Here is a 12,002-nt window from a genome sequence, read left to right as displayed (position 1 = left end):
CCGTGCTCAGGCGCGCCTGAACCAGGCGCTGGCACCACCGGCGAAGAGCAGGACGATCGTCACGACGCAGGCGATGACCCACACGAACGGCACGATCGCCAGGCTCAGCGGCAGGCTGATCAGGGTCGCGATGACCGCCAGCACGATCAGGCCGGTCCGGGCCACGCGGCTGCGCCGGATGACGAAGACCGCCAGCACCATCGCCAGCAGCGAGAGCACCACCACCAGCAGCAGGAACACCAGCGCGCCCTGCTGGACGATGTCGGCCACCCGATCGGCGCTGATGTCGGTGTCGCGGAACGTGCCGTCCTGCTCGATCTGGCGGATCAGCTCGTCACGGTCGGCCCGGACCAGCCCGAACGTCGCCAGCGCCAGCAGGATCGCGAGCGGGGCGAAGATCCAGGTGAGCACACAGGCGGCCGTGACCGTCCCGGGTCGCTTGTCGCTCGGGGCGGGCGCCTGCCCGTACGGCGACTGACCGTAGGGCGACTGACCATACGGCGACTGGCCGTAGGGCGACTGACCGTAGGGGGAGGACGTCCCGGCGGAGGCCGGCGGGTTCTGGCCGTACGCCGGCGGGTTCTCGCCGTAGGAGGGGGGCGGGTTCTGGCCGTAGGGGGGCGGGTTCTGGCCGTGCTCGGGGGGCGGGTTCTGGTCGGTCATGGGTTCCTCTCCACGGGACGGTCGGTGAACCACGCGGTGCTGGCCGGCCGGACCAGCTGCACCACGGTCAGCGCGCAGGCGGCGGTGAGCATCAGGACCACCGGCAGCGCGATCGCCGCGACCAGGCTCAGCGCGCCGGCGACGGCGGCCGAGACGATAAGCGTGATCCGGGCCCACTCGTGCCGGCGGTAGGTGAGCACGCCCAGCACCAGGGCGACGATCGCCCACACCCCGAAGAGTCCGGCGAACACGGCCGCGGTGAGCCGGACGTCGTCGAGCGAGAGCCCGGCATCGGCCAGCACCGGGTCACTGGCGTAGGCCTCCTGCAGCACCGAGCTGTCGAGTGCCAGGGCCAGGCCGCTCACGAGCACCGTGCCGAGCACCATCGACGAGAACGCCCAGGTGAGGATGCACGCCTGCACGACCGGCCGCGGCCGGACGGCGTACGGGTGGTCCGGGACCGAGCCGGCCACCAGGGCGCCCTCCTGCGGCGGCAGCGTGCCGAAGCCGGAGAACGGCGGCGGGCCGAGCGCGGGGTCGCGGGGCGGTGGCGGGGAGGGCGGGGCCGCGGGTGCGATCCCGTTGAACCAGTCCCTGGCCGGCCGGCTCCAGAGCAGCACCACGGAGACCGCGACCATGGAGGACAGGAAGCCGCCGGTGACGATGCCGGCCACGAACAGCGGCACCACCAGGACGCTCAGCGCCACCCGGGCGAGGGTGTTGCGTCGCAGCACCTGCCAGCCGAGGATCGCGGCCGCCGTCGCGCACGCCGCGGCCACCACGGCCATCACGTGCATCAGGCTCAGCGCCCGCTCCACGCCGAGTCCGAGGCCGTCGAGGGGCGGGCTGCCGAGCGTCTCCTCGACACTGGTGCGGGTGTCGAGCGAGCGGAGGTTCGCCACGGTGTCGAAGACGGTCAGCACGAGGAACGCCGAGCCCACGATCGTGACCCAGGCGGCCATCGTCACCTGGGGTGGGCGCACCAGCTTGCCGTCGGACATGACTCCAGTGTCTCAGGCGGCACCCACGCCTCAGGTCCCGGGGACGAGCCGCAGCGCCCCGTCGACCAGGTCCACGGCGACCGTGCCGCCGTCGACCACGTCGCCGGCGATGAGCATCCGCGCCAGCGGGTCGCCGATCGCGGTCTGGATCAGGCGGCGCAACGGACGCGCGCCGTACGCCGGGTCGTAGCCGGTCTCGGCGAGCCAGGCGCGGGCCTCGTCGGTCACCGTGATCGAGATCCGGCGCACCGCCAGCCGCCGCTCGAGCAGCGCCAGCTGCAGGTCGACGATGTGGGTCAGCGCCTCCCTGCTCAGGGCGTCGAACAGCACGACCTCGTCGAGCCGGTTGAGGAACTCGGGCTTGAAGTGGCCGCGCACCACGCCCATCACCGACTCCCGCTTGGCCTCCGGGGACAGCGCCGGGTCCACGAGGTAGGTCGAGCCGAGGTTGCTGGTGAGGATCAGCAGCGTGTTGCGGAAGTCGACGGTGCGTCCCTGGCCGTCGGTCAGTCGCCCGTCGTCGAGCACCTGGAGCAGGATGTCGAAGACCTCGTGGTGGGCCTTCTCCACCTCGTCGAGGAGCACGACCGAGTACGGACGGCGGCGTACCGCCTCGGTGAGCTGGCCGCCCTCGTCGTAGCCGACGTACCCGGGCGGGGCGCCGACCAGCCGGGAGACCGAGTGCTTCTCGGAGTACTCGCTCATGTCGACCCGGACGATGGCCCGCTCGTCGTCGAAGAGGAAGTCCGCGAGCGCCTTCGCCAGCTCGGTCTTGCCGGTGCCGGTCGGGCCGAGGAACAGGAACGAGCCGGTGGGCCGGTTCGGGTCGGAGACCCCGGCCCGGGACCGGCGTACGGCGTCGCTCACGGCGTTGACGGCCGCCTCCTGGCCGACCAGCCGCTCACCGATCACGTCCTCCATCTCGAGCAGCCTGCTGGACTCGCCCTGGAGCATCTTGCCGGTCGGGATGCCGGTCCACGCCTCGACGACGTCGGCGATCTGCTCGGCGCCGACCTCCTCGCCGACCAGCGGCTCACCGGCCCCGGTGGAGCGCTCGGCCTCCTCGGCGGCGGCGATCTGCTTCTCCAGCTCCGGCACCCGGCCGTAGAGGATCTCGCTGGCCCCGCCCAGGTCGCCCTCCCGCTGCAGCCGCTCGGCCTCGATCCGGAGCGCGTCGAGCTGGCGGCGCAGCTCGCCCTCACCCTCGATCGTCGACTTCTCTCGCTCCCAGCGGGTCTCGAGGGCGCGCAGCTCCTCCTCCCGGTCGGCGAGGTCCGCGCGGAGCTTGTCGAGGCGCTCGACCGACGCCTCGTCGCTCTCCTTCGCGAGCGCGAACTCCTCCATCTTCAGCCGGTCGACGGCGCGGCGGAGGACGTCGATCTCCTCCGGCGAGGACTCCCGCTCCATCCGCAGCCGGCTGGAGGCCTCGTCGATCAGGTCGATCGCCTTGTCCGGGAGCTGGCGGCCGGTGATGTAGCGGTCGCTGAGGGTGGCCGCCGCGACCAGCGCCGCGTCGGTGATCCGGACGCCGTGGTGCGCCTCGTACTTCTCCTGGATGCCGCGCAGGATGCCGATCGTGTCCTCGACGCTGGGCTCGCCGACGAAGACCTGCTGGAAGCGCCGCTCCAGGGCCGGGTCCTTCTCGATCCGCTCGCGGTACTCGTCGAGCGTGGTGGCGCCGATCATGTGCAGCTCGCCGCGAGCCAGCATCGGCTTGAGCATGTTGCCGGCGTCCATGGCGGAGTCGCCGCCGGCACCGGCGCCGACGACGGTGTGCAGCTCGTCGATGAAGGTCACGACCTGCCCGCCGGCGTCCTTGATCTCCTCGAGCACGGCCTTGAGCCGCTCCTCGAACTCGCCGCGGTACTTCGCGCCGGCCACCATCGCGGCCAGGTCGAGCGAGAGCACCCGGCGGCCCTTGAGCGAGTCCGGCACGTCACCGGCGACCACGCGCTGCGCCAGCCCCTCGACGACCGCGGTCTTCCCGACGCCCGGCTCCCCGATCAGCACCGGGTTGTTCTTGGTGCGCCGACTGAGCACCTGGACCACCCGCCGGATCTCGGCGTCGCGGCCGATGACCGGATCCAGCCGTCCGTCCTCAGCGGCCGCGGTGAGGTCGACGGAGTACTTCTCCAGCGCCTCGTACGTCGATTCCGCCTCGGGGCTGGTCACCCGCCGGTTGCCGCGCACCGCGGTGAGCCCCTCGCGCAGCCCGGCCTCGGTCAGACCCGCCCGGGTGAGCAGCTTCTGGGCCGGGCTCTCGGTGCCGGCGAGCGCGATCAGCAGGTGCTCGGTCGCGACATAGTCGTCCTTCATGGACGAGGCCAGGTCGAGGGCTCCGGCGAGGACCCGGGTCAGGGCCCCCGACGCGCCCGGCTGCTGGACGGTGGCGCCGCTCGCCGTCGGCAGGGCAGCCATCTCCTGCTGGGCCTCGCGGGCCAGGGCCCCCGCGTCGACGCCGGCCTTGGTGACCAGGGTGCGTGCGGTGCCGTCCTCGGGCGCGAGCAGCGCCACCAGCAGGTGGATCGGCTCGGTATTGCTGTTCCCGGCGCTGGTCGCGGCCAGCTGCGCGGCCTCGATGGCCTCGCGGCTGCGCGTGGTGAACCTCTCGGCCCCGAACTGGCTCATGGCGGACCACCCTCTTCTCTCGCGATGGCTTCTGGATCCGACGCGGGCGGCCCGGCAGGCGCTCCGCGACTACTACTGCAACGGATGAAGAGTTGAGTCTGTTCCACTCAACTTTGACATTTCTCCGTCAGTTTCCCGGGTCGCGTGGCGCCCGGTGGCTCGGGCGGTCGCCGTCCTCCCCCTCGTGGACCAGGCAGGTCCGGCAGAACTCCTCCCCGAAGGGGGTGAGGTGGATGCTGCGCCGGACCACCTTGTGGAACCGCACCGAGTGCGCCGCCGCGAGCACGTCCGGCTGCGCCTCCAGCACCTGGTACTCCGTCGGGTCCTCCACCGGCTCCCGGGCGAGCCAGACCAGGCCCAGCCGGTCCAGGTTGTTCACGTACGACGGCACCCGGTCCAGGTAGCGCACCCCGGCCCGGGGGCCGAGCATGTTCAGTCCGGGGGCGACGAGCTGTGAGCTGACCATGCCGACCGGCCCCCCGGTCCGGACGTCGACGCTCGGCTGGGGCCCCGACCGGACCAGCAGGAGCAGGATCCGGGCCTCGTCGGGGGCCAGGTCGTCGAGGATCCGGGAGAACGCCGGGTGGATGTGCTCATCGGACCAGACGTCGCGCGAGCGCTGGAGGAGCCGGGCGCCGCGGTCGCGGAGGTCCTGCGGCCGCTGCTCGTACGCCGCGGCGGGGGCCGGGCTCCCCGAGCCGGTGGGTCCCGACTGGCCCGAAGTCTGGTGCGCCCTGCTGCCCGGGCCGGACGGGCGCGGGGTCGCCCCCTCCAGCAGGGCCCTGCCGATGGGCGTGCCGGATCCGATGCGGCGCGCGACGACCGAGATCGTGCGGGTCGCCTCGGCCACGTCCTGGGCCACCTCCTGCACCAGCTCGGCGCCGCTGGCCGGGTGGGTGACCGTGCGTGCCAGGAGCCGGCCGGAGCGGGCTGCGGCGCCCGCGGTGAACGTGGTCGAGCGCCACCAGGCCCCGGCCACGATCCGGGTCAGCCCGGGCAGCTGGTCGGAGGCCGAGTCCAGGAGGATCGGCAGGTTCTCGCGCAGCGAGTCCAGGGGCTGCCGGTCCTCGCCGTCACGGGTCGGGCGCTCGCTCATCCGCCCACCCCGAACACCGCGAGGTGCAGGACCCCGCCACCGAATCCCATGATCGCTCCGTGGGCGTAGAGCATCCACTCATCCTCCCTGATCGCGGCGCGCATCATCTCGACGAAGTCCGAGGGTGGCAGTTCCTTGCACCGGCGCGCCACCAGCTCGCGGATCCTGGTCGCCTGCCGGCGGGAGAACTCCGGGTCCCGGAACGGGACCAGGGTCCGGTCGACCGCGACCTGGGCGATGGACTCCCGGATGCTGTCGAAGCGCTCGGTCCCGACGGCCACCCGCACCGCCGCGCGGGCCGGGCCGGCCGCGCGGTCGATCGCCGGTCGCAGCGACTCGACCAGCATCTGGCGGGTCCGGTCGCCGCGCGGGCCCTCCAGCAGGAAGTCGCCGATGTTCTCCAGGGTGATCACGTCGCTGGCGATGATGTCGGCGTACACCTCGGCCGCCTCCGACTGGCGCCGCGGGAAGAGTCCGTGGACGGTGAAGGGTCCGAACCGGCGCGGCTCCGGAGGCTCGAAGATCAGCCACATGCCCAGGGCGTTGGTCACCCACCCGACGACGACACCGAGGACCGGGAGCAGCCACCACTGGTGGAAGACGTGGTCGAGGACCGCCACCGGGATGCCGAGGAGGAAGCCGAACACGAAGCCGAAGGCGACCATGAGGTTCAGCTCCCTCTGACCGAAGTCGCGGAAGATCCGGACCACCAGCGACGGCTCGCGACGGAACTGGTCGATGACCATGATCTTCGGGTCAAGCAGCTGGTCGATGTGCTCCCCGATCTGGTCGGTGACGTTCTTGACCACGGCCGGCAGCTGGGCCTGGACCCGCTCGACGAGGGCCCTGCGTCCCCAGGGCGGGAGATCCCGCCACAGACTCGGGTGCTCGGCGAGCATCACCTCCTCCACCACCTGGGGCATCTCGGGCTGGAAGACCGCGACGATGTGCTCGGCGATCTGGTCCGGCTCGAGCTGCTGGTAGAAGTCGCCGGGCGTGCCCAGCTTCGCGATCGCCTTGTCCACGGCGATGCTGCCCATCTTGGCCGCCCGCGCGGGGACGATGCCCTGCCAGCCGATGCCGCCCTGGAGGAGCCCGGGCACCTCCTGCAGCTTGCGGGGGAGCACCCTCGAGATGGCCTGGAGCCCGGGGACGGAGAGGCCGTGGAAGCGCACCGGGGAGAACAGCATCACCAGCCCGCTCCAGTTGATGAGCCAGCCGACCACCCCGGTGAAGATCGGGATGGTGACGAAGTGCACCCAGTTGACGTCGTCGACGAGCGCCGAGAGACCCTCCATGCTCGACACCGCCTCGCTCCGGTCCGGGGACACCGATCTCGCGCCCGGGTCCGCACTGGCCTATGGGCGCCGAGCGTAGCGACAACGAGCGAGGACGGCAGAGGTCACCGACCTGCGCGTGCCGAGCCGGAGGCTCAGGGCCGGCCGCGCCGCCAGACGACGACGGACTGGGCGGCCTCACGGGCCCGGAGCACCGGCAGCCGGTCGAGGGCGGCCGGGGCCTCGGGGCGGGCTGCCATCGCCACCCGCAGGGCCTCGCGGGTGGCCTCGAGCTCGGCGACGAGCTCCTCGTTGCGCGCCCCGAGCGCCGCGACCCGGTCCTCGAGCTGGAGGATCCGGCGGACCCCCTCCAGGCCGATGCCGTGCCCGGTGAGGTCGGCGATCACGCGCAGCGTCTCGATGTCGCGCACCGAGTAGCGCCGCCCGCCGCCGCCGGTGCGGCGGGGCGTGATCAGGCCCATCCGCTCGTACGTGCGCAGCGTCTGGGGGTGCAGCCCGGTCAGCTCGGCGGCCACGCTGATGACGTAGACCCCGACCTCCGGTCCGGGTGGCGGCACCTCCCCGGGCAGCCGGGACGGGGGTCGGCGGGCCGACTCGCGGGGCATCTCAGGCCTCCTCGAACAGCCTGCCGCGGAGGGGCTTGCCGGCGGTGGCCTCGCGGTAGGCCTGCACCGCCTCCCGGGCGGTCGCGTCGAGCACCGCGGGCACGTGCACCTCCACCGTGACGAGGAGGTCGCCGTTGGTGCCGTCCTTGCGGCGCACGCCCTTGCCGCGGACCCGGAAGGTCCGGCCGTTGGGGGTGCCGGCGGGGATCTTCAGGGTGACCGGGGCGCCACCGAGCGTCGGGACCTTGATCTCCGCGCCGAGCGCGGCCTCGTCGAAGGAGACCGGCACCTCGAGGGTGAGGTTGTCCGCCTTGCGGCCGAAGAGCCGGTGCGGGGTGACCTTCACGGTCACGAACAGGTCGCCCGCGGGGCCGCCGTTCTCTCCGGCCGCACCCTTGCCGCGCAGTCGGATCCGCTGGCCGTCGCTGACCCCGGCCGGGATCCGGGCCTGGATGGAGCGGGCAGACATGCCACGGCCGGTGCCGCGGCAGGTCGGGCACGGCTGGTCGTAGACCAGCTGGCGACCACCGCACGCCGGGCAGGTCTCGTTCATGCTGAACGCCCCACCGGTGGAGGCGACCACGAAGCCGGCGCCCTCGCACTCGGGGCACACGTGCGGCCGGGTGCCGGGCTTGCCGCCGGTCCCGGAGCAGTCCGGGCACGGGGCGTCGCTGGTCAGCCGCAGGCTGATCGTGACCCCCTCGACGGCATCGGTGAACCCGATGGTCGCGGTGGTCTCCACGTCCGCGCCGCGCTGCGGTCGCGGGGCGCGGGGCCGGCGTCCGCCGAAGATGTCGCCGAACATGTCGCCGAAGCCGGCACCGCCCGCCTGCTCGCGGAGCAGGTCGTTGATGTCGAACCCACCGCCGCCCGTCGGCGACCCGAAGCCGCCGCGCGGCATGCTGCGCAGCTCGTCGTACTTCGCGCGCTTCTCGGGGTCCCCGAGCACGTCGTACGCCTCGGCGACCGCCTTGAAGGTGTCGTGCTTGGCGGCGTCCCCCGGGTTGGAGTCGGGGTGGTTGGCCCGTGCCAGCCTGCGGTAGGCCTTCTTGATCTCCTCGGCCGAGGCGTCCTTGGGCACCGCCAGGACGGCGTAGAAGTCCTTCGTGGCCCAGTCAGCCTTCGCGGTCATCTGCCACCTCCCTTCGTCGCCTCACCTTGCGTCGGTCGATCGGGTCGAGCTCGTCGAGCGGGTCGAGCCGGTCGCGCGGCGACCGTGCCGAAACCCTATGCGTCCACGGGGTCGACCACGAGCACCTGCGCGGCCCGGACCACGCGGTCACCGATGCGGTAGCCGGCCTTGGCGATCACCTTGCACGTCGTCACCTCGACGTCGGGGTCCTCGCCGATGTGGCTCAGCGCCTCGTGCACGGTCGGGTCGAACGGGTCGCCGACCGCTCCGAACCGGGTCAGGCCCAGGCCGGCCACGACCCGCTCGAGCTGGTCGGCCACGGCCTTGAAGCCGTCCTCGAGAGGTCCGTGCTCGCGTGCCCGCTCGATCGTGTCGAGCACCTCGGTGATCGGCGCCAGCGCCTGGTAGGTCGCGTTCTCCCGGATGAGCTCCCGGTCCCGGTCGACCCGGCGCTTGTAGTTCAGGAACTCCGCCTGGAGCCGCTGCAGGTCCAGCGTGCGCTCCTCGAGCGCCGTCCGCACCAGGGCCAGCTCGTCGGCCGGCCCCCCCGGCTCGGCCGACTCGTCCGGCTCGCCGGGCTCCGGGCTCTCCGCGGACGCCGCGTCGGGGTCGAACGACTCGTCGGGGATCTCCCCGGCGGTCTCGCCGAAGGAGTGCTCCTCGACCCGTTCTCCGTCACCGGCCGCTCGGGCAGGGGGCGCCACGTCGTCGGCCGGGCCCGTCTCGGCACCGGCGCCGGCGCCCGCCGGGACCTCCTCGGTCCCGGCGGGCTCCTGACCGTGGCGATCGGTCACTTGCTCTCACCCTCGGCGGACTCCTCGCCCGACTCGGCCGAACCCTCGTCGACGATCTCGGCGTCGACGACGTCCTCGTCACCCTCGCCGGTGCTGCCGGTGCTGCCACCGGCGGCGGCCTCGTCGGCCTCGGCGGCGGCGTACATCGCGGCGCCCATCTTCTGGCTGGACTCACCGAGCTTGGTGACCCCGGCCTCGATCTCCTCGGCGCCGGCCTCGTCGTTCTCGAGGGTGGCCTTGAGCGCGTCGACGTCGGCACGGACCTCGGTCTTGACGTCGTCGGGCAGCTTCTCGTCGTTCTCGGTGAGGAACTTCTCGGTCGTGTACACGAGGCTGTCGGCCTGGTTGCGGGCGTCGACGGCGGCGCGCCGCTGCGCGTCCTCCTCGGCGTACTGCTCGGCCTCCTTGACCATCCGGTCGATCTCGTCCTTCGACAGCGCGGAGCCGCCGGAGATCGTCATCGACTGCTCGCGGCCGGACGCGTGGTCCTTCGCCGAGACGTGGACGATGCCGTTGGCGTCGATGTCGAAGGTCACCTCGATCTTCGGCACCCCACGCGGGGCCGGCGGCAGGCCGGTGAGCTCGAAGTTGCCGAGGGGCTGGTTCTGCGCCCACATCTGGCGCTCGCCCTGCGCGACCTTGATCTCCACCGACGGCTGGTTGTCGTCGGCGGTGGTGAAGATCTCCGAGCGCTTGGTCGGGATCGTGGTGTTGCGCTCGATCAGGGTGGTCATCACGCCGCCCTTGGTCTCGATGCCGAGGGAGAGCGGGGTGACGTCGAGCAGCAGGACGTCCTTGACCTCGCCCTTGAGCACGCCGGCCTGGAGCGCGGCGCCGACCGCGACGACCTCGTCGGGGTTGACGCCCTTGTTGGGCTCCTTGCCGCCGAGCAGCTCCTTGACGACCTCGGTGACGGCCGGCATCCGCGTGGATCCGCCGACGAGCACGACGTGGTCGATGTTCTTGACCGCGACGCCGCCGTCCTTGAGCACCGACTGGAAGGGCGCCTTGGTGCGGTCGAGCAGGTCGGAGGTGAGCTTCTGGAACTCGGAGCGGGTCAGCTTCTCCTCGAAGTGGAGCGGGCCGGACTCGCCGTGCGTGATGTAGGGCAGGTGGATCGTGGTCTCGCTCGAGCTGGACAGCTCGATCTTCGCCTTCTCCGCGGCCTCCTGGAGGCGCTGCTTGGCGATCTTGTCCGCGCCGAGGTCGACGTTGTTGTTGGCCTTGAACTGCTTGACCATCCACTCGACGACCCGGTTGTCCCAGTCGTCGCCGCCGAGGTGGTTGTCACCGCTGGTGGCCTTGACCTCCACGACGCCCTCGCCGATCTCGAGCAGCGACACGTCGAAGGTGCCGCCACCGAGGTCGAAGACCAGGATGGTCTGGTCGTCGCCCTTGTCCAGGCCGTAGGCCAGGGCGGCCGCGGTCGGCTCGTTGACGATGCGGCTCACGTTCAGCCCGGCGATCTCGCCGGCCTCCTTGGTGGCCTGACGCTGGGCGTCGGAGAAGTACGCCGGGACGGTGATCACGGCGTCGGTGACCGGCTCGCCCAGGTAGGACTCGGCGTCACGCTTGAGCTTCTGCAGCACGAAGGCGCTGATCTGCTGGGGCGTGAACGACTTGTCGTCGATCTGCTGGGACCAGTCGGTGCCCATGTGGCGCTTGACCGAGCGGATGGTCCGGTCGACGTTGGTGACGGCCTGCCGCTTGGCGACCTCACCGACGAGGACCTCGCCGGACTTGGTGAACGCGACCACCGAGGGGGTGGTGCGGGCACCCTCTGCGTTCGCGATGACGGTGGGTTCGCCACCTTCGAGGACCGAGACGACGGAGTTCGTCGTGCCGAGGTCGATGCCGACCGCGCGAGCCATGGTGTACCTCCGGGGTTGCGGATGCGTGGAACAGGGTGGTTGCCGTGCTGGGTGGCCGGGGCACGGACCCCGTCAGGGGCGTGCCGCGTCGGCAGACATCCTGCCGCGGCTACGACAAGTCTGACAAATAAGTTGAGTCCGTTCAACTCAACTTGTCTCAGGGTCCTCCCGGCCGTCCCGGCGCCGGCCGGTACGACGGCCGCGTGTCGACCGGGGCGTGGGTGCGGCGCGGCGCCCGGCGGGGCGCTCCCGGGCTGACCGTCCGGCCGAGCGACTGGTCGCCCGCCTCTTGGGGTCCGCACCCGCCCTGTCCGCTGCCGTCGGGGCCGCACTCGTCGGGGCCGCACTCCGCCGGCCCGTGGCGCCCCCCGCCGCGGCGTCCCCGGCCACCCGCCCCGGAGCGGGTCGGTCGGCAGCGGGCCGGTCGGGAGCTGGCCGACGGATCGCCGGCAGCAGCAGGGCGCCGGCCGCACCGATGCCGACCACGCTCAGGGGGACGAAGACCAGCACCCGGCGGAGGGTGACGGCGGAGGCGCAGTCGTCCTGCTGTGCCGGAGCGGTCTGGTTGGTGCCGCACACGGCCCTGCCGGTGTCCGCACCGCTGCGGACCGGCGCGAGGGTCAGCCAGGCGCACCCCGCGACGACCAGTCCGGCGACGAGCACCCCTGTCACGCGGGGCCAGACCCGGGCCTCCCGGTCGTCGGCGGTGACCAGCACCAGCCCCAGCAGCACGGTCGCGACCATACCTGCCACCAGTGCCCCCGCACCCCACCCGGCGCCCATGCACCCTCCATCACCCGTCGGTGGCTGCGATCCGGCCGACCACTGCGCTCTCGACCCGGACTCGACCGTCCGGGCTCTGCCCCGAGGCTAGCCCGCCCTCGGCAAGCGGCACACCGGGCGCCCCCGACAGC

General features: G+C 72.4%; 10 protein-coding genes. All 10 read right to left on the bottom strand.

Translation table 11 applies throughout. The annotated features are described in order from the left end of the window. Positions 1–6: 6 nt before the first annotated feature. Complete coding sequence (locus tag IE331_RS01205; protein WP_192139712.1) at positions 7–663, bottom strand: hypothetical protein; 657 nt, start codon at positions 661–663, stop codon at positions 7–9. Further along, positions 660–1,664 (bottom strand): hypothetical protein, encoded by a 1,005-nt coding sequence (locus IE331_RS01200; protein ID WP_192139710.1) that lies wholly within the window; start codon positions 1,662–1,664, stop codon positions 660–662. Before IE331_RS01200 ends, IE331_RS01205 begins: the two co-directional genes overlap by 4 nt. 30 nt (positions 1,665–1,694) lie before the next feature. Beyond that, a complete protein-coding gene (gene clpB, locus IE331_RS01195; protein WP_192139708.1) occupies positions 1,695–4,292 on the bottom strand; it encodes an ATP-dependent chaperone ClpB in 2,598 nt (865 codons plus the stop codon). Between the two features lie 127 nt (positions 4,293–4,419). Then, the gene (locus tag IE331_RS01190) at positions 4,420–5,388 is read right to left on the bottom strand and encodes an Abi-alpha family protein (protein WP_192139706.1); all 969 of its coding nucleotides are present in this window, start codon (positions 5,386–5,388) and stop codon (positions 4,420–4,422) included. Continuing rightward, entirely contained in the window at positions 5,385–6,686 is a 1,302-nt protein-coding gene (locus IE331_RS01185) for a hypothetical protein (protein WP_192139704.1), read from the bottom strand. The genes IE331_RS01190 and IE331_RS01185 overlap by 4 nt, the downstream gene beginning before the upstream one ends. A gap of 134 nt (positions 6,687–6,820) precedes the next feature. After that, positions 6,821–7,291 carry a heat shock protein transcriptional repressor HspR gene (locus IE331_RS01180; RefSeq protein ID WP_192139702.1) on the bottom strand — a complete coding sequence of 157 codons (471 nt, stop codon included), beginning with the start codon at positions 7,289–7,291 and terminating at the stop codon, positions 6,821–6,823. Between the two features lies 1 nt (position 7,292). Beyond that, positions 7,293–8,423, bottom strand: coding sequence for a molecular chaperone DnaJ (gene dnaJ / locus IE331_RS01175; RefSeq protein ID WP_192139700.1), 1,131 nt, complete (start codon positions 8,421–8,423; stop codon positions 7,293–7,295). 95 nt (positions 8,424–8,518) lie between these two features. Then, entirely contained in the window at positions 8,519–9,217 is a 699-nt protein-coding gene (grpE, locus tag IE331_RS16875) for a nucleotide exchange factor GrpE (RefSeq protein ID WP_201930863.1), read from the bottom strand. Further along, the gene (dnaK, locus tag IE331_RS01165) at positions 9,214–11,088 is read right to left on the bottom strand and encodes a molecular chaperone DnaK (RefSeq protein WP_192139698.1); all 1,875 of its coding nucleotides are present in this window, start codon (positions 11,086–11,088) and stop codon (positions 9,214–9,216) included. The genes grpE and dnaK overlap by 4 nt, the downstream gene beginning before the upstream one ends. A gap of 147 nt (positions 11,089–11,235) precedes the next feature. Beyond that, entirely contained in the window at positions 11,236–11,841 is a 606-nt protein-coding gene (locus tag IE331_RS01160) for a hypothetical protein (protein ID WP_192139696.1), read from the bottom strand. Positions 11,842–12,002: the final 161 nt, after the last annotated feature.

This window comes from Nocardioides donggukensis, assembly GCF_014842875.1.
Taxonomy (GTDB): domain Bacteria; phylum Actinomycetota; class Actinomycetes; order Propionibacteriales; family Nocardioidaceae; genus Nocardioides; species Nocardioides donggukensis.
The sequence above is the reverse complement of the archived record's forward strand: the minus strand, read 5'-3'. Positions and strand labels throughout refer to the sequence as shown.

Excerpts from the sequence above, each read along its gene's own strand:
- IE331_RS01180 (WP_192139702.1), bottom strand. The coding sequence starts at position 7,291 with ATGCCCCGCGAGTCGGCCCGCCGACCCCCGTCCCGGCTGCCCGGGGAG.
- IE331_RS01205 (WP_192139712.1), bottom strand. The coding sequence starts at position 663 with ATGACCGACCAGAACCCGCCCCCCGAGCACGGCCAGAACCCGCCCCCC.
- dnaK (WP_192139698.1), bottom strand. The coding sequence starts at position 11,088 with ATGGCTCGCGCGGTCGGCATCGACCTCGGCACGACGAACTCCGTCGTC.
- clpB (WP_192139708.1), bottom strand. The coding sequence starts at position 4,292 with ATGAGCCAGTTCGGGGCCGAGAGGTTCACCACGCGCAGCCGCGAGGCC.
- IE331_RS01200 (WP_192139710.1), bottom strand. The coding sequence starts at position 1,664 with ATGTCCGACGGCAAGCTGGTGCGCCCACCCCAGGTGACGATGGCCGCC.
- dnaJ (WP_192139700.1), bottom strand. The coding sequence starts at position 8,423 with ATGACCGCGAAGGCTGACTGGGCCACGAAGGACTTCTACGCCGTCCTG.
- IE331_RS01190 (WP_192139706.1), bottom strand. The coding sequence starts at position 5,388 with ATGAGCGAGCGCCCGACCCGTGACGGCGAGGACCGGCAGCCCCTGGAC.
- IE331_RS01185 (WP_192139704.1), bottom strand. The coding sequence starts at position 6,686 with ATGGAGGGTCTCTCGGCGCTCGTCGACGACGTCAACTGGGTGCACTTC.